The organism is Micromonospora sp. NPDC049274, from assembly GCF_040678875.1.
Lineage (GTDB): Bacteria > Actinomycetota > Actinomycetes > Mycobacteriales > Micromonosporaceae > Micromonospora.
Map to the genome: position 1 here is coordinate 338,099 of NZ_JBFAQS010000001.1, position 23,929 is coordinate 362,027.

The following is a 23,929-nucleotide window of genomic DNA, read 5'->3' on the forward strand; positions in this document are numbered from 1 at the left end:
GGGTGGCAGTGGGGGTGCCCCCCGATGACCGGGGCACCCCGGCGAAGGTGAGCTAGCGTGGGTCGGGTGACTGCGCCTAACCCGGTAATCCCGGTTCCACCGGCCGACCTGCCCGGCACGCTCGGCGCGCTGCGGGCGACCGGTCACCAGTACCGCACCGTCAAGCAGGAACTCCGTGACAACCTCCTCGCCCGGATGCGCTCCGGCGAGACCCGTTTCCCCGGCATCGTCGGCTACGACGACACCGTGCTGCCCGAGGTCGAGCGGGCACTGCTCGCCGGGCACGACATGGTGCTGCTCGGCGAGCGCGGCCAGGGCAAGACCCGACTGATCCGCGCGCTGGGCGGGCTGCTCGACGAGTGGACGCCCGTCATCGCCGGCTCGGTGCTCAACGAGCACCCGATGCACCCGCTCACCCCCGCCTCGGTCGCCCAGGTCGCCGAGGCCGGCGACGAGCTGCCGATCGGCTGGCTGCACCGCTCGATGCGCTACGGCGAGAAGCTCGCCACCCCCGACACCAGCGTCGGCGACCTGATCGGTGACGTCGACCCGATCCGGATCGCGCAGGGCCGCACCCTCGGTGACCCGGAAACCATCCACTTCGGGTTGGTGCCGCGCACCAACCGGGGCATCTTCGCCGTCAACGAACTGCCCGACCTGGCCGAGCGGATCCAGGTGGCGCTGCTCAACGTGCTGGAGGAGCGGGACATCCAGGTCCGCGGCTACCAGCTTCGGCTGCCACTCGACCTGCTCCTGGTGGCCAGCGCCAACCCGGAGGACTACACCAACCGGGGCCGGATCATCACCCCACTCAAGGACCGGTTCGGCGCGGAGATCCGTACCCACTACCCGGTCGACCTGGAGTTGGAGCTGGCGTTGATCCGCCAGGAGGCCGACCTGGTCGCCGCCGTGCCGGAGCACGTGCTGGAGGTGCTGGCCCGCTTCGCTCGCGCGGTGCGGGAGTCCCCGTCGGTGGACCCGCGCTCCGGCGTCTCCGCCCGGTTCGCGATCGCCGCCGCCGAGACGGTCGCCGGTGCCGCGCTGCGCCGCGCCGGCCTGCTCGCCGCCTCCGCCAGCCCGGACGGTCGGCCCGAGGCGGCGGTGGCCCGGGTCGGCGACGCCGTGTCGGTGACCAGCACGCTGCGCGGCAAGGTGGAGTTCGAGAGCGGCGAGGAGGGGCGGGAGATCGAGGTCCTCGCCCACCTGCTGCGGACGGCCACCGCCGAGACGTTCCGCGCCCACCTGGCCGGCCTGGACCTGTCCGGGTTCACCAACCTGGTCCAGGACGGCACCGCCATCGAGACCGGCGAGCTGGTCGGTTCGGCCGAGCTGCTGCGCCAGGTGGGCACGGTGCCCGGCCTGGCCAAGGTCCTCGATCGGCTCGGTCTGGGTGACGCGCCCACGCCGGAGGAGGCCGCGGCGGCGGTCGAGTTCGTGCTGGAGGGGCTGCACCTGACCCGCCGGCTCGGCAAGGACGTGACCGATACCGGTCGTACCGTCTACGGCGGCCGGGGCTGATCGTGGCCGGCAACCGGTTCCGGTACGGGCAGTGGAACGGCGGGCCCGACCCGCTCGCACCCCCGTACGACGTACGCGAGGCTGTGGACTCGGTCGGCGCCGAGGTGCTGGCCGGCGGCAGCCTGCGGGAGGCGCTGCGCGACCTTCTGCGCCGTGGCCCGCAGGGGCGCGGTGGTCTGGACGACCTGGCCGCCCGGGCGCGACGGCTGCGCCGGGAGGCGCTGCGCCGAGGCGACCTGGACGGCGCCGTGACCCGAGCCCAGGCGCTGCTCGACCAGGCCCTCGCCGCCGAGCGTGACGAGCTGCGGGGCCGCGACGACGACGGCGCGCGGTTCGCCGAGGCGGTGCTGGACAATCTGCCCCGCTCCACGGCGCGGGCGGTCGAGGAGTTGTCCGGCTACGAGTGGGCCAGCGACGACGCTCGCCGCTCGTACCAGCAGATCCTCGACCAGCTCCGCGACGACGTCCTCGGTCAGCGGTTCGCCGGGCTGCGCGACGCGGTGCGCGCGTCCGCCGATCCGGCGGCGCAGCAGCGGCTCGCCGAGATGATGCGGGACCTGAACGACCTGCTGGCCCGGCACGGCCGCGCGGAGGACACCACCGACGCGTTCGCCGAGTTCATGCGCCGGCACGGTGACTTCTTCCCGGAGCGGCCGGAGACGGTCGACGAGCTGATCGACGTGCTGGCCCGCCGCTCAGCGGCTGGTGAGCGGCTGATGAACTCGCTCTCCGAGCGGCAGCGTGCCGAGCTGGCCGGTCTGATGCAGCAGTCACTCGGTGACCGTCTCGCCGGGGAACTGTCCGCGCTCGACGCGAACCTGCGGGCGCTGCGACCGGATCTGCGCTGGGGGCGCGGCGAGCGGGTCCGGGGCGACCAGCCACTGGACTACGGCGACGCGGCCGGCGCGTTGGGTGAGATCGGCGAACTGGACGACCTGCTGGACCAGCTCGACCAGGAACACCCCGGGGCAACCCTCGACGACGTGGACGTCGACGCGGTGGCCCGGACGCTGGGCCGGGATGCCGCCGACGACGTCCGCCGGTTGCGCGAGCTGGAACGGGAGCTGCGCCGGCAGGGCTGGGTGAGCCGGGACGCGGACGGGCTCACGCTGAGCCCGAAGGCGCTGCGCCGGCTCGGCGGGACGGCGCTGCGACGGGTCTTCTCCGCTCTGACGGCCGGGCCGCGCGGTCAGCACGACCTGCGTTCGGCGGGTGCCGCCGGCGAGGTCAGCGGCGCGTCCCGCCCCTGGGAGTACGGCGACGAACAGCCGTTGGACGTGGTCCGGACGCTGACCCGGGCGGTCCGCCGGGCCGGTCCGACAGTCCCGTTGCAACTCGCGGTGGACGACTTCGAGGTGGTCGAGACCGAGAAGCGGGCCTCGGCGGCGGTGGTGCTCTGCGTCGACCTGTCGTACTCGATGATCTCGCAGGGTCGTTGGGGGCCGATGAAGCAGACGGCGCTGGCGTTGGCGCACCTGATGGAGACCCGGTTCCCGCAGGACGCGTTGCAGATCGTGGGCTTCGGTCGGGAGGCGATGACCCTCACCCAGCAGGAGCTGGCGGCGGTGGAGCCGGACATGGAGCAGGGCACGAACCTTCAGCACGCGCTGCGGCTGGCCGCCCGGCACCTGCGCCGGCATCCGGACGCCGAGCCGGTGGTCCTGGTGGTCACGGACGGGGAGCCGACCGCCCACCTGGACCCGGACGACGGCGAGGCGCTGTTCCACTGGCCACCGCTGCCGGAGACGATCGAGGCGACCGTCCGCGAGGTGGACAAGCTCAGCCGCTACGGCGCCACGCTCAACCTGTTCATGCTCGGCGACGACCCGGGTCTGCGCCGCTTCGTCGACGCGGTGGCCCGACGCAGCCGCGGCCGCATGTTCACCCCGGACACCGACGACCTGGGCGAGTACGTGGTCAGCGACTACCTCCGCTCCCGCCAATCCCGCCGCTGAACGGCTGCGGGCAGGGTTGACTGAAGGGGTGCAGGACGCGGGGTTGCGAGGGGCCTACGGGGCTCTGTTCGCTGAGGTCGACGCCGGCGGGTTCGGACCGCCGCCGCAGGGGCAGCTGAGCGCCGAGCAGATCGTCGCGCATCTGGTCGCCAACGACGAGCTGATGATCCAGGCCAGCGAGGCGCTGCTGGCCGGGTCGCCGTTCGCCTACTACGAGCTGGAGGAGGACATCCACCGTCCGCAGCTCGACGCGCTCGCGGCCGAGCAGGGTGGCCTGCGCGGCCTGACCGCGCTGCTGCACGGCACCAGCGACCGGTTGTGCGGGCTTGTCGATCAACTCGGCCTGGCGGCGGAAGCCCCGGTCGCGACCCATCTGCGGGAGGGCTTCGACCTCATCGTCGACGAGCCGTTGCCCTGGTCCCGCACCCTGGACCTGCACGAAAGGGTCCACCTCCCCAAACATCAGGCCCAACTGCACATGCTCCGCACCTGAGCGGCAGCCTCGGGAGGGCGTGACCTCGGGTGGGTCAGGTTCTGGCCAGCTCGGGGCGGGGGTGGAAGGTGCGGCGGTAGGTGGAGGGGGCCACGCCGATGCGCTGATGCAGTTGCTGGCGTAGCGCGGCCGTCGTCCCGAAACCGCAGCGGTGGGCGATCTGGTCGACGGTGAGGTCGGTCGTCTCCAGCAGCAGTCGCGCGTGGTCGGTGCGCTGTTGCAGCAGCCACTGCGCCGGGCTCAGTCCGGTCTCCGAGCGGAAGCGTCGGGTGAAGGTGCGTACGCTCATCCGGGCCTGCTCGGCGAGGTCGCGCAGGGCGATCGGCTCGTGCAGTCGCTGTCGGGCCCACTCCCTGGTGCCGGCGGTGCTGGCGTCGGTGGCCTTCGGCACCGGCTGCTCGATGTACTGCGCCTGACCACCGTCGCGCCACGGCGGCATCACGCAGCGGCGGGCCGCCCGGTTGGCGATCTCGCTGCCGTGGTCGAGGCGGATGACGTGCAGGCAGAGGTCGATGCCTGCGGCCACTCCGGCCGAGGTGAACACCCGGTCGTCGACGATGAAGAGCACGCCCGGGTCGAGGTCCACCCGGCTGTACAGGCGACGGAACTGCTCGGTGAACGCCCAGTGGGTGGTGGCCCGCCGTCCGTCGAGCAGACCGGCGGCGGCCAGGACGAACGCTCCGGTGCAGATGGACATGATCCGGGCACCCCGCTCGTACGCCGACCGCAGCGCCACGGCCACCTCCGGCTCGATGTCGCCCGAGGTCAGTACGGCGCCGTCGTGGATGCCGGGGACGATCACGGTGTCGGCGGTGTCCAGCAGCTCCAGGCCGTGGTCGGGGAGCACCTGGAAACCGGCCGTGCTGCGAACCGGCCGACCGCCCGGGGTGCACACCTGTACGTCGTAGAAGCGGCTGTCGTCGGCACCCCTGGCGGTGCTGAAGACCTGGGACGGGGTGCCCAGGTCCAGGCCGACGACCTGGTCGAGGGCGAGGACGGCGATCCGGTGCGGGCCAGTGCTCATGGCCCGATTATTGCGCATGATGGCTTTCCGGCCACTCGTCGCCGTCGAGAACCCCGCCCAGACTTGTCGACGTGACCACGAACCGTCGCCTGCATCCCGCCTGGCTCGTCGCCGCCGTCGCCTTCGTGGCGCTTGTCGGCGCGGCCGGCTTCCGCGCCACCCCGTCGGTGCTGCTGCACCCGCTGCACGCGGAGTTCGGCTGGCCGCTCGCCACCATCTCCGCGGCCGTCTCGGTCAACCTGCTGCTCTACGGGCTCACCGCGCCGTTCGCCGCCGCGCTGATGGACCGCTTCGGCATCCGCCGGGTGGTGTCGGTGGCGCTGCTGCTAGTCGCCGCCGGCAGTGGCCTGACGGTCTTCATGACCGCGAGCTGGCAGTTGCTGCTGTGCTGGGGCGTCCTCGTCGGCCTGGGCACCGGCTCGATGGCGCTGGCGTTCGTGGCGACGGTCACCGGGCGCTGGTTCGTCCGTCGGCGGGGCCTCGTCACCGGGGTGCTGACCGCCGGCGGGGCGGCCGGCCAACTGATCTTCCTGCCACTGATCGCCGTGCTGGTGCGCGACCACGGGTGGCGCACGGCGGCGCTCGTCGTGGCCGGAGCCGCCCTGGCGGTCGTACCCCTGGTGGTGTGGCTGCTGCGCGAGCACCCGGCGGATCTCGACCTGCCCGCCTACGGCGCGACCGAGGTCGTCGCGCCGCCGCCGCCGACCGGCGGCGCGGCGACCCGGGCGCTGGGCGCGTTGGCAGCCGCGGCCCGGACCCGGCCGTTCTGGCTGCTGGCCGGCGGGTTCGCGATCTGCGGCGCCACCACCAACGGTCTCGTCGGTACGCACTTCGTGCCGGCCGCGCACGACCACGGCATGGCCGAGACCACGGCGGCCGGACTGCTCGCCCTGGTGGGCCTCTTCGACATCGTCGGCACGATCGCCTCCGGCTGGCTCACCGACCGGGTGGACAGCCGGCTGCTGCTCGGCGCCTACTACGCCCTGCGCGGGCTGTCGCTGCTCGTGCTGCCCAGCCTGTTCGCGGGCACGGCCGAGCCGAGCATGCTGGTGTTCATCATCTTCTACGGCCTGGACTGGGTGGCCACCGTGCCGCCCACGGTGGCGCTGTGCCGGGAGTACTTCGGCGGCGCCGGGGCTGTCGTGTTCGGCTGGGTGTTCGCCGCCCACCAGTTCGGCGCGGCGCTCGCGGCGACGGGCGCGGGCCTGGTCCGCGACCGGCTCGGCGACTACGCGCTGGCCTGGTACGTGGCGGGAGCGTTGTCGATCGGCGCGGCCGGGCTGTCGTTGCTGCTGCGCCGACGGCCGGGGCGGCCGGTGTCCGAGGCCGTCCTGGCCGCCGCGACCGCACCCCGGGCCTGGAGCTTCCGAGGCTGAGTCAGCCGAGCGTCCACTGTTGGGCGGGCCGGCCGTCGCAGGGTCGCTGGCGGATCTCGTCCCCGGCCTCGGCGCCGTCGTCGTCGGCCTGCGCGCACTTGCCGCTGTGCACAGCGACGACAAGCACCGGCCCGGTGCCTGTCGGACTGAGCCGCCACTGCTGGTTGGCCCCACCGTGACAGGGGAACTGCAGCACCGTCGCCCCGTCGTCACCGCTGCCGCCCTCGACGTCGAGGCACTGCCCGTGGGCGGCGTTCGTCAACGTCACCGCGTCCGCGCCGGCCGGGTTGACGACCCACTGCTGCTCCTGGCCGCCGGTGCAGGCGGCCAGCTCGGCCTGCGCCTTCTCGCCGTCACCGTCGAGCCCGAGGCAGAGCCCGGAGGGCGACCGCAGCACGCGGGGCCCGGCGGTCGGGAGGGCCGGGGTGGCCGACGGCGACGGCTCGACCGAGGGGGTCGGACCCGGCTCGGCCGGCGGGGCGGTCGGCTCGGCCGCGCTGGGCGGCGCGGCGACCGTCGCGGGCACCACCGGCTCGTCGTCGCCGTCGAGCAGGCCGCTGGCGAAGACCACCCCGAGGAGTACGCCCACCAGCCCGACCGCCAACGCCACCCGCAGCAGCGGGTCGGCCAGCGGCCCGGAACGGGCTCTCCGCCGACCGCCGTAGACGGTGCCGGCGGGATCGGGGCGTTCCTCGGGCAGGGACATAGGCGCCATCCTCACCCACCACTGCCGGCCGGGGCCAGCCGGCGAACGCGGGCGGCCGGTGGGATCAGCGGGTCGGCTGGGGGTCCGTGACGTCGGCCACCGTCGCGCCGAGGGCGGCGATCGCGGCATCGGCGTCGACCGCGACGGCGAGACCCCGCTCGCCCGCGCCGAGGGTGATCTCCCGGCCACGCAGTCGCTCGTCGGCGATGACCGGCCACGCGGTGCTCGCGCCGAACGGGGTGATCGTGCCGCGCTCGTAGCCCGTGGCGGCCAGGGCGCCCGCCGCGTCCGGCATGGAGATGCGCTGCACACCGAGCAGGGCACGCAGCTTGGGCCAGGAGACGACCCGGTCGCCAGGGGTGAGCACGAAGACGTGATCGTCGGCACTCCGGCGGACGACTATCGTCTTGACCACGTCCGGGACGGCCACGCCCCGGGCCGCGGCGGCCTCCGCGAGGCTGCCTACCGCACCGTGGCTGACCAGCCGATACGGCAGTCCGGCGGCGTCCAGGGCGGTGATAGCGGGCGATGGCATGCCCGCCACGGTAACCGTCGAAACTGGTGCCGGACGGGAAACCGCAGGCGTTGACATCCCACCGTTTCCGAGGTCCGGGCGTAAGGTGATCACATGCGCGCTGAGCGTGTGGATCACCCCATTGACCATGATGACGCGGTGGACACGCTGCGGCGGTCGTACGCCGCAGTGCCCACGGGCGAGCCTGTCCGGCTGGCCAAACGCACCTCCAACCTGTTCCGCCCCCGGTCCGCTCCTCGGACCCCGGGCCTCGACGTGAGTGGCCTCAACCGGGTGCTCGCGGTGGACGCGAACGCGCGCACCGCCGACGTGCAGGGCATGTGCACGTACGAGGACCTGGTCGACGCGACGCTGCCGCACGGGCTGATGCCCCTGGTGGTGCCGCAACTGCGCACCATCACTCTGGGTGGGGCGGTGACCGGCCTGGGGATCGAGTCGACCTCCTTCCGCAACGGCCTGCCCCACGAGTCGGTACGCGAGATGGACATCCTCACCGGTTCCGGCGAGATCGTCACCGCCCGGCCGGACGGGGAGCACGCCGACCTGTTCACCGCGTTCCCCAACTCGCTGGGCAGCCTCGGGTACGCCACCCGGCTGCGCATCGAGCTGCAACCGATCGGCCGGTACGTGGCGCTGCGCAACATCCGGTTCACCCAACTGGAGGCGCTCACCGACGCGATCGCCGAGGTGTCCGCCAGCCGATCCTGGGCCGGCGAGCCTGTCGACGTGATGGACGGCGTGATGTTCAGCCCCGGCGAGGCGTACCTGATCCTGGGCACGTTCACCGACGCGGCCGACCCGCCCAGCGACTACACCGGCCAGGAGATCTACTACCGGTCACTGCGTCGGCGCACCCGCGACGTGCTGACCGCGTACGACTATCTGTGGCGCTGGGACACCGACTGGTTCTGGTGTTCGTCGGCGTTCGGCGCGCAGCACCCGGTCGTGCGCAGGCTCTGGCCGGCGCGATACCGGCGCAGCGACGTCTACCACCGACTGGTCCGCCTCGAGCACCGGCACCAGGTGGCGGCTCGGATCGACCGGCTGCGCGGCCAGCCGGCCCGCGAGCGGGTCGTGCAGGACGTGGAGATCCCGCTGGACCGCACGGCCGACTTCCTGCGCTGGTTCGCGGGCAGCGTGGGGATGACCCCGGTGTGGCTCTGCCCGTTGCGGTTGCGCGAGCCGGAGGGTCCCGGTTCCGCGCGGTCCTGGCCGCTGTATCCGCTCCACGCGGGGCAGGACTACGTCAACATTGGTTTCTGGGGGAGCGTGCCGATCGCGCCCGGCGCCGCCGACGGCGACGTCAACCGCACGATCGAACGCAGGGTGTCGGAGTCGGGCGGGCACAAGTCGCTCTACTCGGACGCGTACTACGACCGGGACGCCTTCGATCGCCTCTACGGCGGCGAGACCTGGCGCGCGGTGAAGGACCGCTACGACCCGGACCACCGGCTGACGGGACTGTACGAAAAGGCGGTAGCACGAGCATGAGCCTGACCGATCGAGACCAGGGGGCGGCGAGCGTCCCCGCCACCCCGCCGGCGGGGGGCCGGCCCACCGGTCCGACCGTCGCGGACGTCGTCCGCGCGGTCACCGCCGCGCCGCTGCCGGTGCGGATCATCGGGTACGACGGCAGCGCCGTCGGCCCGTCCGACGCCGGCATCACCCTGTCGATCCGTTCCGAGCGGGGTTTGTCGTACCTGCTCACCGCCCCCGGTGACCTGGGCATGGCCCGGGCGTACGTCAGCGGCGACCTGGCGTTGCAGGGGGTGCACCCGGGTGACCCGTACGAGGCGCTGCGGGTGCTCAAGGACGAGTTGCGGCTGCGCCCACCGTCGGTGACCGACGGGCTGGCGCTGGTGCGCGGGCTGGGCTGGGAGCGGTTGATGCCGCCGCCGGCCCCTCCGCAGGAGGCCCAGCCGCGCTGGAAGCGGGTGATGAACGGGCTGCGGCACTCGCGGGTGCGCGACAGCACGGCGATCTCGCACCACTACGACGTCTCGAACGCCTTCTACGAGAAGGTCCTCGGCCCGTCGATGACGTACACCTGCGCGGTCTACCGCTCTCCGGACGACACGCTGGAGCAGGCCCAGGCGGCGAAGTACGACCTGGTCGCCGGCAAGCTGGCGCTCAAGAAGGGCATGCGGCTGCTGGATGTGGGCTGCGGCTGGGGTGGCATGGTCCGCCACGCGGCCCGCGAGTACGGCGTCAAGGCGCTCGGGGTGACCCTGTCGAAGGCGCAGGCGCAGTGGGCGCAGGCGGCCATCGAGCGGGAGGGGCTGACCGAGCTGGCCGAGGTGCGGCACCTGGACTACCGGGACGCGCCGGCGGAGCAGTTCGACGCCATCTCCTCCATCGGGCTTACCGAGCACATCGGGGTGCGCAACTACCCGTCCTACTTCGGGGCGCTGCGCTCGCGGCTGCGTACGGGTGGGCGGCTGCTGAACCACACCATCACGCGGGCCGACAACCGGGCGCCGCACCGCTCGGGCGCGTTCATCGACAGGTACGTGTTCCCGGACGGCGAGCTGGCCGGCCCGGGTCGGTTGATCAGCGAGGTGCACGACGCCGGGTTGGAGGTGCACCACGAGGAGAACCTGCGCCAGCACTACGCGCTGACGCTTGCCGCGTGGTGCCGCAACCTGGTGGAGCACTGGGACTTCTGCGTCTCGGAGGTGGGCGCGGGCACGGCCCGGGTGTGGGGGCTCTACATGGCCGGATCGCGGATGGCGTTCGAGCGCAACGGCATCCAGCTGCACCAGGTGCTGGCCACCCACAACGGCCCGGACGGTGTGAACGGCTACCCGCTGCGACCGGACTGGTTGCCCTGACCATCTGCTGAACGCTGCCTGGAGCCGCGTCGAGAAAGTCGGCGCGGCTTCTCGCGAAGCGATTGACAAACAAGTTTTGTACGTACAAACTGATTTTGCCATGAGAGACGTCCTGTACCTGGAGCAGATCGAGCAGGCCGAAGTCCTGCTCAAGCCGCAGCGCGTCGAGGTGCTGCGGCAACTCGCCGAACCGCGCACCTGCACCGAGGTCGCGGCCCGACTCGACCAGACGCCGCAGCGCGTCTACTACCACGTCAAGCAGCTCGTCGCGGCCGGCCTCGTCGAGCTGGTCAACGAGCGCAAGGTCCGCGGCATCACCGAAGGCATCTACCAGGCCGCCGCCCGGTCCTACTGGCTGTCACCCCGCCTGGTCGGCCGGATCGGGCTGCGCCGAGCCCGCGACGAGCTGAGCCTGGGCTACCTGCTCGACCTGATGGAGGAGGTCCAGGCCGACGTCGCCGCCCTGGACCGAAGCGCCCCCGAGCTGCCCTCGATCGGGGTTTCCGGCGAGATCCGGGTGCCCGCCGAGCAGCGCCCGCAGTTCCTGCACGACCTGCAAACCGCACTTCAGGACCTGTTCGCCCGATACGGCGGCAGTGAAGGAGATGCCTTCAAGCTCGCCGTCGCCTGCTATCCGAAAGGGAACGACACATGAGTGACCCGTTGAAGGTCCAGGCCCGCCTCTCCGCGCCCGTCGGGCGCGTCCGCGAGGCACTGACCGACCCGGCCGAGCTGCGACTCTGGCTGGCCGAGCACGCCGAGGTCGAGCTGCCCCAGCGGTACGAGTTCTGGGGTCGCTACACGCCCGAGGGTGACGCGCCGCACCAGCGCCTGCTGCACTCCGACGACGACACGCTGCGCTTCGGCTGGCTGCTCGACGGGGTGGAGACCACCACCGAGCTCCAGTTGACCGCCGAGAGCACCGACAGCACCGTCCTGACGCTGACGCAGAGCCACTTCGACTTCAACGAGGCGATGACCGGTTCCAGCATCCGTGGCGTGCTGCAGACCTACTGGGCGCTGTCCATCGCCAACCTGGCCTCCCACCTGGAGGGTCGGCCGTTGCTGCCCCGCACCGACTTCACCTCCGCCGACCTGCGCGGCGAGCTGGTCATCGCGGCCCCCATCGACAAGGTGTGGGAGTCGCTCACCGACTCCGAGCAGGCCAGTGCCTGGTTCGGCTACCCCATCGGGATCGAGCCGTGGGTCGGCGGCCGGTACGCGATGGGCGGCTTCGAGAGCGGCTACGCGGCCAAGATCGTCGATGTGGAGCCGGGCCGGAAGATGTCCGTGGACTGGGGCCCGACCGGCGTCACGAACTGGGAGCTGGCCGAGTCCGACGGCCGGACCACGCTCACCTTCGTGCAGAGCGGCTTCGACGAGACCAACCCTCCGTACGGTGCCTGGAGCGGGTCGGTGAGCGGCCTGGCCGAGCTGCGCCGGTTCCACGAGGTGCCGGACTGGCAGCCGATCTGGATCTCGGCCGAGGTCCCCGGCCTGGAGCCCGAGCCCGCCAACTGACGCGGTGACTGAGTGAGACGTCAGCAGCTCCATCTTGGATGGTTCGGCCTTTGGGTCGATGATCCAAGGTGGAGCTGCTTGCGGTGCCGGGCTCCCCGTCCGAGAGGTGTGAGATGGACAGCCGCGACTGGAAGGGCGTCATCAACCAGATCCTGTACGGCTTGATCTTCACCCCTCAGCTGGACGACCCCAGCGCCGGTCAGATGGCCGCGGCGATGGTGGAGCGGCGGTATTTCGGCGACGGGCCGGGCGTCTACGCCGATGCGATCGCCTGGGCGCGGCAATACGCCGGTCCGCTGACCGACGAGATCGAGACGCCGCACAGCGAGCACGACTTCCGCGATTTCCTCCGCCGGCTCGCCGCTGAGTTGGACGAGCGGCGACCCTGGCCGGGGTCGGCGACCTGAGGTGCGGGCTGGCAGCCGATCTGGATCTCGGCCGAGGTGCCGGCCCCGAGCCCTCCGGAGCAGCAGCAAGCTGACGGTTCCGTCGCGATCGAGCACGATCTTGGCAAGGAAGCTCAGGGCTCAGGCGATGGCCGCGCTGCATGTACTTCGCCGGACGCCCGACCACCACAGATGATCATCCACCGCCGTCCCCTTCCTGCTTGGCACGTTCCTTTTCGTGGTCAGGTGGGTACTGGCGGGCGATGTTCTTCATCTTTGGTCTGCGTACCAAGGTCGACCGCTCGGGCGTCGTGCAGCAGGTCTGCCGCCACTGCGGCAACCACGCCGCGCAGGTCATCACCCGCCGGTCGACCAAGTTCACCCTCTTCTTCGTACCGCTCATCCCGATCCGCACCCGGTACGCGCAGCAGTGCACGTTCTGCGGGGCGCAGTACGAGATCGCCAGGTCCGACGCCCAGCGCCTCCCGGTCGGCTGAGCCGCCGATGGCCCGCTTCCTGTGCTGGCTCATCGGCCGGCAACCCCCGCCCAACGGCCCCGCCGTGCACACTGTGAGCCGCCCGCCCTGCACCCCCGGCCGGCGGAGGCGCCGACGCGCCCGTCGGCCGATGGCCGGCACCACCCTGCCCCGCTCACCCTGGAACCGGTCCGCCGGCCGTTGATCCTCCTGGCTCTCCGGTCGTACCGGTGGCGTGGCGGCACACCGATCAGGTGTCGGCCGTCGGTGCCGGAGCGAACATCGGCAGCACCGGATCGACCGCCTGGATCGTGGCGACGACCTGTGTCAGTTGCGGGTAGCCGCCGCCGGCCGCCCTGATGTGCGTGTCCGCATCGGCGTGGTTGCCGAGGTGGCACTCGGCGATGGCCCGCAGGAGAAACGCGACGCTACACAGATCCGGCGGGTCGACGCCGACCCGAACGTCGAGAAGAAGCGCCCGCGCCCGCTCCGGCCGCTGGTTGAGCAGGTACGCCAGGCTCATGGCGACACGGGCGGTCAACCTGTGCGGCTGCACCTGGGAACCGAGCCGCGCCAGTTCCCAGATCTCCACCACCTCCCGGTGTTCGAGAGGCGATCTGGTCACCACCGCGGCGTACAGGTACCACATCCCGAAGTGGACGCTGAGCGCCTGCCCGATTGTGGCGGCCGTCAGGGGATCGGTGCTCTCGGCCCGAGCCAGCGCCGCGAGTCGCTCGGCGTCGGCGACGAAGTCCGTCGCCGAGCGCGCGTGTCCGGTGCTCCAGCGTCGGTGGAAGGCAGCGAGCGCGAACCGTGGGTCGTCTGCGTCGCGAACCGGATCTTCGATGCGACCCTCGTCCGCCTCCTCATGGCTGATGGCCCGCAGCGTCCGGTTGATCTCCTCCTGGTAGTGGGCCGCACGCAGCGCCGCGACGGTGGCGGTAGGCGTCACGAGCCAGCCGAGCAGGTTGCGGCCGTCAGTGTGCGGCGAGGGAACGAGGTTGGCGACCCCGAGAAGCGCCGCGAGAAGCGCTGCGCCGAGCAGTGCGACATCTGTCACCGCGGTGCTCGTCGACGCCATTGCGGCACCGAGCGCCGTCGCGGTGCAGAGGTTGACCACCGGGCCACTGAGGTAGAACAGCACCATCCGCAGCGGTAACGCGGTCGCCGACGGCGTAGGTCGGATCGACACGTGGTTGCGCCAGCCGGTGAACGGCGCGATACGGACCGCGACGACCTCCAGGCGCAGCAGCTTCGCCGCGACGAGGTGCCCGCACTCGTGCAGAACGAGGTGCACCCAGAACGACAGGCAGGTGATGCCGACGGCGACGACGGCGCCCGCCGGGGACTCGGTGACGAGCAGTGCGAACAGCGCCGCTTCCACCACCAGGAGGATGGACGCGGCCGCCAGCCGACGGCGGGGAGATGTCACCGCGCAGATGGTACGGCCGAAGAGGTGGCGGCGCGGGTACGTCCGGCCGCCGAGCCCTCGCACGGCGGCGGTTCGTCCCGGGGCGGGGGTCCTGTGTGGCCGGACCGGCTCGACTCGCGCGGCCGTCCGGACCCTGGCGGGCGCCCGGGGCGCTGGCTAGGCTTTCGGGGTTTGCCGTGGACAGGTCCGCCGAGGGTGCACGTACGACGAAGAGCCGGAGCGACCGTGTCGCGACAGGACGTGAAGGGTGCGGGCCGCGCGCTGCCCAGCGGCGTCGCGCCGGCCTGGCTGAGCCGGGCCGGGCTGTCAGTCGTCGGCGCGGTCCTTGTCGTGGAGGCGATCTGGCTGGTCGCCGCGCTGCCCGGGACCGCGCTGGTCAGTGACGTGGGCGCGCTGCTGGTGGCCGGCTGGGCAACCCTCGCCTGCGCCGGCGTGGCCCGTCGACATCCGGCCCCGCTGCGCAGGTTCTGGACACTGCTGGCCGTCACCATGGCGCTCGCCGCGCTGGGCCGGGCGATCTGGACGGCGCAGCGACTGGTCGGCGGCGACCTGCCGCACACCCCGTTGGTCGGTGTGGTCTTCACCGCCGGCATCCTCACCGGCACCGCCGCGCTGCTCAGCTCGCCGTCCGGGCCCCGTACGGGAGTGGGCCGGGCCCGGACGCTGCTGGACGGCGTGATCGTCGCGCTGGCCCTGGTGCCGATCGGCTGGGTGCTGGTGTTCCAGGGGGTTGCCGCCGCAGAGCTGGCCGACCCGGCGCGCACGCTGGGGCTGCTCTACCCGATGTTCGACCTGATGCAGCTCACCATTCTGGTGGCGGTGGCCGGGCCGGCGCGGCCACTGTGGCGGCCGATGAGCGTGCTCGCGGTGAGCCTCACCATTCGGGTGGTCGCCGACGTCGTCTACGTCTCGCTGGTGGCCCGCGCCGACTACGCCGCTGGTCACCCCATCGACCTGTGTTGGCCGCTGAGCTATCTGCTGATCGGCCTGGCCACCGGGAACCCGCCGCCGCCGGACTGCGACGGCACCGACGAGACCGCCGAGTCGCCGTTGCCGCCGTGGTGGCGGGTGGCGCTGCCGTACCTGCCGGTCGGTGGGGCGATCATCGCGGTGCTGCTGGCCCGCCGGCCCACCGGCCAGACCCCGCAGCTGGTCTTCGTGACCATGATGGCGTTGCTGGCCGCCCTCGCCGTACGCCAGGGGCTGGCCGCCAACGAGAACCTGCGCCTGGTGGCGCGACTGCGTCGGCTCGCGTACGGCGACCAGCTCACCGGCCTCCCGAATCGGCTGCTGTTCAACCGGCTGCTGCGCCTGGCTCTGCGCGACGGCCGGCCGGTGGCCGTCCTGCTGCTCGACCTCGACGGGTTCAAGCAGGTCAACGACCGGTTCGGGCATGCCACCGGCGACACCCTGCTGAGCGGGTTGGCGTCGCGGATGCGGACGGCGGTGGCCGGCGACGGCACCATCGCCCGGCTCGGCGGGGACGAGTTCGCGGTGCTTGTCGAGCAGGACGGGCCGGTGTCCCCGGAGCGGCTGGCCGAGCGGTTGCTGGACGCGCTGCGACCCTCCGACGGTGAGGAGGACGTGGGCGTGCACCCGTCGGCGAGCATCGGCATCGCCGAGTACGGGCCGCAGCACGCCTCGCACACCGACCTCCTGCGCGACGCCGACATCGCCATGTACGCGGCGAAGGCGGCCGGCAAGTCCGCGTACCGGACGTGCACCCCGGGCCTGCGCGAGTCGGCCGTGTCCCGGGCGGAGTTGATCGCCGATCTGCGCCGGGCCGTCGACGAGGAGGAGCTGCACCTGGAGTTCCAGCCCATCGTCGACCTGGCCAGCGGCGCGGTCCGCAGCGCCGAGGCGCTGGTGCGCTGGCGGCACCCCCGGCTCGGGATGCTGCCGCCGGCGAAGTTCCTGCCGCTGGCCGAGGAGACCGGGCTGATCATCCCGATCGACCGCTGGGTGATCCACGAGGCGTGCCGGGCGGCGGCGACCTGGCGGGCGCGGGCGCCGGAGGCGACGGTCGCGGTGAACATCGCCGCGGCGCACCTGCGCCGGCCCGACCTGATCGCCACGGTCACGGCGGCCACCGCCAGCGCCGGACTGGCGCCGCGCGCGTTGACCCTGGAGCTGACCGAGTCGGCGCTGATCGAGGGGACCGACGCGGTGCTGGAACGGCTGCACCAGCTGCGGGAGCTGGGCATCCAGATCGCCATCGACGACTTCGGTACGGGCTACTCGTCGTTGAGCTACCTGCACCGCATCCCGGCCACCGAACTGAAGATCGACAGGTCGTTCGTGGCGCGGCTGGGCACGGACGACCGGGCGTACGCGACTGTGGAGATGGTGACCCGGCTGGCCGGCGCGTTCGACCTGGCGGTGATCGCCGAGGGCGTGGAGACCGAACGCCAGCACGACGCGGTCACCGCGATCGGCTGCCCACGCGGTCAGGGCTATCTGTACGGGCGTCCGGACAGCCCCGCCACGGTGGGTCAGAATCGGGCTTGACCCTGACGTAACGGCAGGCGGGAGCCTGGTTCCCGGAAGGGAGGGGAACCATGGCGTACACGGTGGGTCAGGTGGCGAAGCTGGCTGGCGTGACGATCCGGACGTTGCACCACTACGACGAGATCGGGTTGCTCTCGCCGAGCGGCCGGACCTCAGCCGGTTACCGCCGCTACGACGACGCGGACCTGCAACGGCTGCAACTCGTCCTGTACTACCGCGAGCTGGGTTTCCCACTTGAGGAGATCAGCGCGATCATCGACGACCCTGCGGCCGACCCGGCCGCGCACCTTCGCCGCCAGCACGAGCTGCTGACGGGACGGCTCAAGCGGTTGCAGGAGATGGTCGCGGCGATCGAGTTCGCGATGGAGGCGAGCAAGTTGAACATCCAACTCACCCCGGAAGAGCGGTTCGAGGTCTTCGGCGACTTCAACCCCGAGGAGCATGAGGCCGAGGCCGAGCAGCGCTGGGGCGACACCGACGCGTACCGGGAGTCGAACCGGCGAGCGTCGCGCTACACGAAGGACGACTGGCTGCGGATCAAGGCGGAGAACGAGGACTGGGGCCGGCGGATCGTCGCGCTGATGGCCTCGGGCGCACCGGCGGACAGCCCGGAGGCGATGGAGCTGGCCGAGGAGCACCGGCAGCTCATCAGCCGCTGGTTCTACGAGTGCTCGTACGAGGTGCAGACCGGGTTGGCCGACATGTACATGGCCGACGAGCGGTTCACCAGGCACTACGAGAACATCGCCCCGGGGCTGGCCGCGTACCTGCACGAGGCGATCCACGCCAACGCGATCAGCCGCGCGTGACCCGGTGCGGTCCGGCTAGTCTGGCCGGACCGCACCGCGGCGCGCGTGATCGGCGACCGGCCGGCGGGCGCCCGCTCAGGGGAGATGACCGTGCAGAAGCCCAAGCTGGTCGTCGCCGGCGTCGTCCTCGTCGTGGCGGTCGCGGGCGGCGTGTGGGCCCTGGTCGCCGCCGGTGACGAGCCGGCCGCGGACCGCCCGTCGGCCGCGGCGTCGACCGGCTCGACCGGCGCGGCGCCCGCCCCGACCGATGCGGCCGCTGTGCTTGTCGCCGCCGCCGCGAAGGTGGACGAGCAGCCGTACCGGCTGACCGTAGGCAGCGGCGGGACCGCCGAGGGGGACACCACGATCCTGGTGTGGGACCCGAAGGCGCGGCGTGGCACGGAAACCACCTCGCTCAAGGTGCCCAACGGCGAGGTGAAGATCGAGCGGTTGACCACCGGTCCGGACGTCTACGTGCGGATCAGCGCCCCGGACCGCCGGGTCCCGGTCTGGGACGGCAAGACGTGGTGGCACGTCGGCGCGCCGGGTCGGCCGGTCAACAACAAGGGCCTGGACAACACCCGGCTGGCCAGCACGCTTACCGCGCCGGCCGCCGTTCGGCAGACCGGCAACCGGGAGTACGCGGGCACGCTGGACCTGCGCGACAGCGCCGCCGTGCTGGGCGGCGGGATCGGCGGGGTGCTCGGTGACCGGGCCGCGAAGGTGCCGTTCACCGCGAGCGTCGACGAGCAGGGTCGGCTGGTCCGCTACCGGATCGAACTGGCCACCGAGCAGACGGAGGTGGCCCAGCTCGACCTGGCGTACTCGGATTTCGGGCTGTCGGTGGCGGCCGACCCGCCGGCGGCCGACGTGGTCGGGGAGGACCCGCCGGCGAACATCCCCGGCGCCTGACGCCTGTTCACTCCTCGACCGCGCCGACGCTCGGGGTGACCAGGAAGTCGTAGACGGTCCGGGCCATCCGACGGACGGTCTCGTCGCCCGTCGCCATCGGGCCGGCGGTGAGGAAGGCGACGGCGGTCTCGGTGCCGGGGATCAGGTAGTAGCCGACGTCGTGGGAGGCGTCCGGCAGGTCACCGGTCTTGTGGGCCACCGGGACCCCGGGTGGCAGCGCCGCCGGGATCTTGGTGTTGAGGGTCTGCTCCCGCATGAACCCGATCATCAGGTCGCGGGAGGTCGGGGTGAGGATCTCGCCGTCCCAGACCGCGCCGAGCAGCGACACCACGTCGTCCGGGCTCGTGTAGTTCTCCTCGCCGCGCTGGGCCGCCGCGCTGTCGAGCATCCGGCGGGCGAGGATGGTGGACCGCTGGTTCATCGAGTCGACAAGGGCGTTGACCGGAGCGAACCCGCCCAGGTAGGTGATCAGCACGTTCGCCGCGACGTTGTCGCTGTACTTGATCAGGTACCGGGCGAGCCGGTACAGGGTGACCTCCTGCGGAAACGTCTCGAATTGGAGCTGACCGGTGCCGCCGACCACGTCGGCGGGGGTGACCAGTACGCCGTCGTCGAGCGAGACCTGTCCACAGTCGACTCGGCGCAGCAGCTCCACCAGGATCCACAGCTTGATGACGCTGGCGGCCTTGGGGCGCAGGGCGCCGTTGACCGAGATCTGCTGGTCGCCGTACCGTCCGGACAGGTCGCGGACGCTGGCCCCGGACGGGTTGACTGTGGCGTCGGCGACCACCCGGGCGAGCTGTCCGCTGAGCGGGAACAGCCGGGCGCCCTCGACGGGATCGGTGGGCGGCTGCGGGCTGGTGACCACCACGCCGGGCAGCTCCACCGGCTGGGCGTGCGGCCCGGACACCACGAGCGTCCCCGCGCCGCGCCCGATCAGTGGCACCCGGTAGCGGAAGCTCCTGCCCTCGACGGTGACCTCACCGCTGGCCACCCCGGCGGCGACCCGCATGTCCGGATCGGCGACCCGGCCGGTGTCGCCGTCGCAGGCCCGGTACCGCACCGTGTGCCCGAGCGAGTCCACCGCGAACACCCCACCGGGAAACGACAGCCAGGACACCTCACTTGTCGGCGCCCGCTCCGGCGCGGGCTCCACACCCGGCTCGTCGTTGCGCCCACCCTCGTCCGCCGGCCCGTCCCCGTCGGCCGGCCCGTCGTTGGCTGGCTCGGCGCCGTGCCCCGGCGGGGTCTGGTGGTCCGGGCCGTCGGCGGTGGCCGGCCCCGTCGTCGCGACGACGACGAGCGCGACAGCCGCCGCCAGCCATCTGAGGGGTACGTGGGGGCGCGGCGCGAACAGGGAAGATGAGCGCTTCTTGTCGCATTTTCTCACGTTCGCACGATATGAAGCCCGCGAGGCCGCTGGGGCTGGCGAGAACGCCGTCACCCGTCCGGGAGCCGATGTCCCCGCGAGCGCCTGACCTCGGAGGTATAACTATGACCCTGTGGTATCTCGCGTAACAGCGATACCGCCCCGGGGGAGGCACTCATGTTGATCATTGCCGGCAGTCTGCGCGTCGAGCCGGGCGCCCGCGACGACTACCTCTCCGGCTGCCGAGAGACCATCGAACAGGCCCGTGCGGCGGCTGGCTGCCTCGACTTCCTGCTCGCGGCGGACCCGCTCGACCCGGACCGCATCCACATCTTCGAACGCTGGGAGTCTCCGGAGCAGTTGGCCGCGTTCCGTGGCGCCGGGCCGAGCGACGCCCAGACGGTGGCCATCCTCGACGCCGACGTGCACCGCTATCTGATCTCCGGCATCGAGGCGGCCTGACCCGCCCCGGCCCGCGCGGGCCTGACCAGGCCCTCCCCGGGCCGGTCGAAGGGCCTACATCTGTGGTCCTGCGGGGGCGGCCGGCTCGGCGGGTAGGCCGGGCGCCAGCCGACGCATCGACGTGAAGGTGGGCACCAGCGCGTCGTACAGCTCGGCGAAGAGCGGCAGCAGCGCCGCGTACGTGGCGGCGGCGGCGGGGTCGGGGCGGATGATCTCCTCGATGCGGACCAGGTCGGCGGCCACGTCGATGCTGGGGATCAGGCCCAGCGCCTGCATGCCGAGCAGCGCGGCGCCGAAGCTCGACCCCTCGCGGCCGGCCGGGAAGCTCACCGGCATGCCGAGCACGTCGGCGAGCATCTGCCGCCACAGGCCACTGCGGGCGAAACCGCCGCCGGCGCGGATCTCGCGGACCTCGTTGCCGGCGGCGCGTACCGAGGTGAGCACCAGCGCCAGCTGTTGGCAGACCCCCTCCATGGCGGCCCGGACGAGGTGTTCGCGGCGGTGCCCGTGGGTCAGCCCCACGTACGCGCCGCGGGGCAGCGCACTCCAGTGTGGAGCCCGTTCGCTGTGCAGGTACGGCAGCATGATGAGCCCGCCCGAGCCGACAGGCGCCTGCGCCGCGAGGGCGACCAGCTCCTCCTCGGGGTGCTCGCCCAGGTCGGGTGCGAGCGCCGTGCCCGCCCACTTGAGGACGAGGCCGCCGTTGTTGATCGCGCCGCCGACCGCCCAGCGGTCCTCGGTCAGCGCGTAGCAGAACACCCCGCCCAGCGGGTCCACGCTGGGGCGTTCGACCATGACGCGCATGGCGCCGCTGGTGCCGATCGAGCAGGCCACCATGCCCGGGTGGACCGCGCCGAGGCCGAGGTTGGCCAGCGGCCCGTCACCGGCGCCGACCACCACCGGGGTGCGCTGCGGCAGACCGAGGGCGGTGGCGGTCCGCGGCGTGAGGCCGGGCAGGACGGCGGTGGTGGCGACCAGTTGGGGCAACTGCTCCTCGGTGATGCCGGCGATGGTGAGCGCCTCGGTGTCCCACTCCAGGGTGTGGATGTCCAGCAGGCCGGTGGCCGAGGCGATCGAGTGGTCGGTGACCAGCGCCCCGCAGAGTCGCAGCAGCACCCAGTCCTTGATGCCGACCCAGTGCGCGACGCGTTCGAAGAGCTTCGGCTCCTGCTCGTTGAACCAGAGCAGCTTGGGCAGCGGCGACATCGGGTGCATCGGCGTCCCGGTGCGTCGGTGCAGAGCCAGCCCGGACGGCACCGCCCGCAGCCGCTCGGCCTGGCGGGTGGACCGGGAGTCGGCCCAGGTCACCGACGGCGTGAGCGGTTCGCCGGCCGCGTCGAGCCCGATGAGGCTGTGCATGGCGGAGCAGAAGGCCAGGCCGGAGACCGGAACGGTCAGCTCGGTCACCACGGCCCTGATCGACTCGACGACGGCGGCGAGGATCAGCTCCGGGTCCTGCTCGGCGTACCCGGGGAGCGGGTCGTCGAGGGGGTAGCCGGCGGTGTGGCTGGCGAGCAGTCGGCCGTCGGTGTCGTACGCCATGGCCTTGGTGCTCGTGGTGCCGATGTCGACCCCGATGACCACGCCGGGCAGGGTGTCTGGCGGCATGACCGTTGCCTCTCCGTACGGGCGGTGCGGCGGCGTCGCCACCCGGCTGCGGCTGACGTTACCGAGACGGCGATCGCCACGCAGGGCACGACGGAAGATGAATCGACGCAGCAGTATCGCCCTATCGTCCGGGTTGCTCCACCGTTCGGATAGTTCGCCCGTCCTGGCGTGTCCCGGCCGCCCGTTACGACTGTTAATCCGAGTGCACCCCGGATTGGTGGCCTGCGCGGCGGAGGAGTCGGCGTGGCAAGGACTGAATCGACGGGTTCCACATGGCGGTACCGCTGGGCGCAGCGGCAGAACGTGCGGCGGGTCAGCACGTACCACGGCGCCGAGACGGCCTGGCGGCGACGCGACGACGAGTTACGGCGGCTGCGCGCCCTGGCCGCCGACTTCCACGGTTCCGCGGCGGCCGGCGCGGGCCTCCCACTTGAGCTGATCGACGACGAGGTCGTGCTGTGGGCGCTGCCCGCCGCGCAACTGGTCGAGGTACGACACACGACGGTGCTGCCCGCACCGGATCTGACGGTCGCCGCGCCGGCCGCGCCGATGCGTCCGCGCCGCCCGGACGGCGTACGCGTCACCGACGCCGGCATGGCAGTCATCACCAGCCGTCGGCTGGTGCTGCTCGGCGGGCGCGGCCGGCGCGACTGGGCGTACGGCCGAATGACCGGTCTGGCCCACGACCCGGCGGCGCCGGTGACCCTGATCCAGGTGCTGGACCGGCGGCGTGCCTCCGGATTGTTGCTGCCCACCGACGCGGCGGCCGACTTCCGGTTCAAGCTGACGCTGGCCTTCGCCGACGCGATCGAGCAGCGCGCCGCGGTGCTCGCCCAGCTCGACGAGCTGATCGCGGAGCACGACCAGCTCAAGCCGTTCCGGCCGGCGGTGGCCACGCCGGCGCAGGCCCGGCTCTCCTCGCTCGTTCCCGGTGGCCGTCGGACCATCGCGGTGGCGGCGGGCATCGCGCTGCTGGTGCCTGCGGCGCTGTTCGACTCGAACCCGTCGGACCCGACCGGTGGCGCGGAGGTCGCGGCGGCGGCCACGCCGGCATCCACCCCGAGCGCCGTTCCCGCGCTGCTGCGCCCGGCGGCCCGGCCGCCCGCGCGCACCACCGCGCCGAAGCGCCCGTCCGCGCCGCACCCGTCGTCGAGCGCGACGTCCGGGCCGCGCTGCGGCGCGCCGGAAAACCCCCTGGGGTACGACTTCTGTGCCGGAACCCGGATCCGCCGGCCGGCCGCCGAGGTGTGCGACTGGTTCGACTGCGTGCCGCAGTTCTGGGCGGGCCGGGGTTATCTGGTGCAGTGCCGGGACGGCTCGGTCAGCCTGACCGGTGGCCGGGCGGGTGCGTGCGCCGACCATCAGGGCGTCCGGCGGAGCGTCTCCCAGTAACCTGATTTGGGGTTATTGTCTGCTTCGGTCGGCGAGAATGATCGGGTGGAGATCCGGTCCGACGATGGTGCCCGGGTGCGGATCCGCCCGGTCGGCTACCAGCCCGGCATCGACCCGCCCGACGATCCCGAGCGGGCCGCGCCGGGCTGGCAGGACTGGCTGCTCATCGAGGTGGACGCCCGCACCGCCGACGGGCAGACCTGGTCGCACCACTACCCGAGCCTGCTTGTCGAGGAGGCCCGTGCGCTGAGCAGTTGGCTGCACGGTCAGGCGATCGCTGCCGCCGGGCCGACCCCGCCACCGGCGATGGTCCGCTTCACCGAACCCAATCTGGCCCTGCGCACCCGGGCGATCCGTCGCCGCCGGCTGGAGTTGACCGTCGAGTTCTCCGCCGAGTCGCTGCCCCCGTGGATGCGCCGACCGGCGACCGCCGTCTACCCGCTGCTCCTCACCGTCTCCGCGGACGCCCTCACCGTCGCCGCCGACCAGTGGGCCGGGCACTGCGAGGCGTACCCGCCGCGTACGCGGTCACGCTTTCCTGTCGACGGGCCACTCCCGCACCGCAGGCGCGCCGGCTGACGCTGCCGGCTGTGCGTGTTCCTTGTCCCCACTGGAGGGGCCTGCTGTGATGGGCGGT

General features: G+C 72.4%; 22 protein-coding genes. 16 read left to right on the plus strand and 6 right to left on the minus strand.

The window, feature by feature from the left end; all coding sequences use genetic code 11:
- Positions 1 to 57: 57 nt before the first annotated feature.
- The 3 genes from AB0K10_RS01505 to AB0K10_RS01515 are packed head-to-tail and all read left to right on the plus strand — an operon-like array spanning position 58 to position 3,966.
- On the plus strand, positions 58 to 1,518 hold the full coding sequence (locus AB0K10_RS01505) for a sigma 54-interacting transcriptional regulator (protein WP_363678814.1): 1,461 nt from the start codon (positions 58 to 60) through the stop codon (positions 1,516 to 1,518).
- Positions 1,518 to 3,473: a VWA domain-containing protein gene (locus AB0K10_RS01510; RefSeq protein ID WP_363679558.1), complete on the plus strand. Its 1,956-nt coding sequence runs from the start codon at positions 1,518 to 1,520 to the stop codon at positions 3,471 to 3,473. Before AB0K10_RS01505 ends, AB0K10_RS01510 begins: the two co-directional genes overlap by 1 nt.
- Positions 3,474 to 3,501: 28 nt before the next feature.
- A complete protein-coding gene (locus tag AB0K10_RS01515; protein WP_363678816.1) occupies positions 3,502 to 3,966 on the plus strand; it encodes a hypothetical protein in 465 nt (154 codons plus the stop codon).
- A gap of 34 nt (positions 3,967 to 4,000) precedes the next feature.
- Here the strand turns inward: AB0K10_RS01515 and AB0K10_RS01520 are convergent, their stop codons facing one another.
- Positions 4,001 to 5,008, minus strand: coding sequence for a helix-turn-helix domain-containing protein (locus AB0K10_RS01520; RefSeq protein WP_363678819.1), 1,008 nt, complete (start codon positions 5,006 to 5,008; stop codon positions 4,001 to 4,003).
- A gap of 53 nt (positions 5,009 to 5,061) precedes the next feature.
- On the opposite strand from AB0K10_RS01520, the gene AB0K10_RS01525 reads away from it, so the two are divergent.
- Positions 5,062 to 6,366 (plus strand): MFS transporter, encoded by a 1,305-nt coding sequence (locus tag AB0K10_RS01525; protein WP_363678821.1) that lies wholly within the window; start codon positions 5,062 to 5,064, stop codon positions 6,364 to 6,366.
- A 1-nt stretch (position 6,367) separates the two neighbouring features.
- Here AB0K10_RS01525 and AB0K10_RS01530 read toward each other — a convergent pair whose 3' ends face one another.
- Complete coding sequence (locus AB0K10_RS01530; protein ID WP_363678823.1) at positions 6,368 to 7,072, minus strand: RICIN domain-containing protein; 705 nt, start codon at positions 7,070 to 7,072, stop codon at positions 6,368 to 6,370.
- A gap of 64 nt (positions 7,073 to 7,136) precedes the next feature.
- Positions 7,137 to 7,607, minus strand: coding sequence for a YbaK/EbsC family protein (locus tag AB0K10_RS01535; RefSeq protein ID WP_363678825.1), 471 nt, complete (start codon positions 7,605 to 7,607; stop codon positions 7,137 to 7,139).
- Between the two features lie 93 nt (positions 7,608 to 7,700).
- Between AB0K10_RS01535 and AB0K10_RS01540 the strand changes: the two genes are divergently transcribed.
- The 6 genes from AB0K10_RS01540 to AB0K10_RS01565 all read left to right on the plus strand — a co-directional run bounded on the left by AB0K10_RS01540 (position 7,701) and on the right by AB0K10_RS01565 (position 12,842).
- Entirely contained in the window at positions 7,701 to 9,098 is a 1,398-nt protein-coding gene (locus AB0K10_RS01540; RefSeq protein ID WP_363678827.1) for an FAD-binding oxidoreductase, read from the plus strand.
- Positions 9,095 to 10,438 carry a class I SAM-dependent methyltransferase gene (locus AB0K10_RS01545; RefSeq protein ID WP_363678829.1) on the plus strand — a complete coding sequence of 448 codons (1,344 nt, stop codon included), beginning with the start codon at positions 9,095 to 9,097 and terminating at the stop codon, positions 10,436 to 10,438. The genes AB0K10_RS01540 and AB0K10_RS01545 overlap by 4 nt, the downstream gene beginning before the upstream one ends.
- A 100-nt stretch (positions 10,439 to 10,538) precedes the next feature.
- Positions 10,539 to 11,093 carry a helix-turn-helix domain-containing protein gene (locus tag AB0K10_RS01550; protein WP_363678831.1) on the plus strand — a complete coding sequence of 185 codons (555 nt, stop codon included), beginning with the start codon at positions 10,539 to 10,541 and terminating at the stop codon, positions 11,091 to 11,093.
- The gene (locus AB0K10_RS01555) at positions 11,090 to 11,959 is read left to right on the plus strand and encodes an SRPBCC domain-containing protein (protein WP_363678833.1); all 870 of its coding nucleotides are present in this window, start codon (positions 11,090 to 11,092) and stop codon (positions 11,957 to 11,959) included. Before AB0K10_RS01550 ends, AB0K10_RS01555 begins: the two co-directional genes overlap by 4 nt.
- A gap of 113 nt (positions 11,960 to 12,072) precedes the next feature.
- A complete protein-coding gene (locus tag AB0K10_RS01560) occupies positions 12,073 to 12,366 on the plus strand; it encodes a hypothetical protein (RefSeq protein ID WP_363678835.1) in 294 nt (97 codons plus the stop codon).
- A gap of 242 nt (positions 12,367 to 12,608) precedes the next feature.
- Positions 12,609 to 12,842, plus strand: a complete 234-nt coding sequence (locus tag AB0K10_RS01565) for a zinc-ribbon domain-containing protein (protein ID WP_363678837.1) — start codon at positions 12,609 to 12,611, stop codon at positions 12,840 to 12,842.
- Between the two features lie 229 nt (positions 12,843 to 13,071).
- Here AB0K10_RS01565 and AB0K10_RS01570 read toward each other — a convergent pair whose 3' ends face one another.
- On the minus strand, positions 13,072 to 14,253 hold the full coding sequence (locus AB0K10_RS01570; protein WP_363678839.1) for a hypothetical protein: 1,182 nt from the start codon (positions 14,251 to 14,253) through the stop codon (positions 13,072 to 13,074).
- Between the two features lie 225 nt (positions 14,254 to 14,478).
- Here AB0K10_RS01570 and AB0K10_RS01575 point away from each other — a divergent pair, with 225 nt between their 5' ends.
- The 3 genes from AB0K10_RS01575 (at position 14,479) to AB0K10_RS01585 (ending at position 18,461) form a co-directional block, all read left to right on the plus strand.
- The gene (locus tag AB0K10_RS01575; RefSeq protein ID WP_363678841.1) at positions 14,479 to 16,761 is read left to right on the plus strand and encodes an EAL domain-containing protein; all 2,283 of its coding nucleotides are present in this window, start codon (positions 14,479 to 14,481) and stop codon (positions 16,759 to 16,761) included.
- 50 nt (positions 16,762 to 16,811) lie between these two features.
- Positions 16,812 to 17,570 (plus strand): MerR family transcriptional regulator, encoded by a 759-nt coding sequence (locus AB0K10_RS01580; protein WP_363678843.1) that lies wholly within the window; start codon positions 16,812 to 16,814, stop codon positions 17,568 to 17,570.
- Positions 17,571 to 17,660: 90 nt separating this feature from the next.
- Positions 17,661 to 18,461 (plus strand): hypothetical protein, encoded by an 801-nt coding sequence (locus tag AB0K10_RS01585; RefSeq protein WP_363678845.1) that lies wholly within the window; start codon positions 17,661 to 17,663, stop codon positions 18,459 to 18,461.
- Positions 18,462 to 18,468: 7 nt separating this feature from the next.
- Here the strand turns inward: AB0K10_RS01585 and AB0K10_RS01590 are convergent, their stop codons facing one another.
- Positions 18,469 to 19,851 (minus strand): serine hydrolase, encoded by a 1,383-nt coding sequence (locus tag AB0K10_RS01590; RefSeq protein ID WP_363678847.1) that lies wholly within the window; start codon positions 19,849 to 19,851, stop codon positions 18,469 to 18,471.
- 156 nt (positions 19,852 to 20,007) lie between these two features.
- Between AB0K10_RS01590 and AB0K10_RS01595 the strand changes: the two genes are divergently transcribed.
- Complete coding sequence (locus tag AB0K10_RS01595; protein WP_363678849.1) at positions 20,008 to 20,292, plus strand: antibiotic biosynthesis monooxygenase; 285 nt, start codon at positions 20,008 to 20,010, stop codon at positions 20,290 to 20,292.
- Positions 20,293 to 20,346: 54 nt separating this feature from the next.
- On the opposite strand, the gene AB0K10_RS01600 is transcribed toward AB0K10_RS01595, so the two are convergent.
- On the minus strand, positions 20,347 to 21,900 hold the full coding sequence (locus tag AB0K10_RS01600) for a gluconokinase (protein WP_363678851.1): 1,554 nt from the start codon (positions 21,898 to 21,900) through the stop codon (positions 20,347 to 20,349).
- A 243-nt stretch (positions 21,901 to 22,143) separates the two neighbouring features.
- On the opposite strand from AB0K10_RS01600, the gene AB0K10_RS01605 reads away from it, so the two are divergent.
- Both AB0K10_RS01605 and AB0K10_RS01610 read left to right on the plus strand, forming a co-directional pair.
- Complete coding sequence (locus AB0K10_RS01605) at positions 22,144 to 23,292, plus strand: hypothetical protein (protein ID WP_363678853.1); 1,149 nt, start codon at positions 22,144 to 22,146, stop codon at positions 23,290 to 23,292.
- Positions 23,293 to 23,337: 45 nt separating this feature from the next.
- Positions 23,338 to 23,871, plus strand: coding sequence for a hypothetical protein (locus tag AB0K10_RS01610; protein ID WP_363678855.1), 534 nt, complete (start codon positions 23,338 to 23,340; stop codon positions 23,869 to 23,871).
- Positions 23,872 to 23,929: the final 58 nt, after the last annotated feature.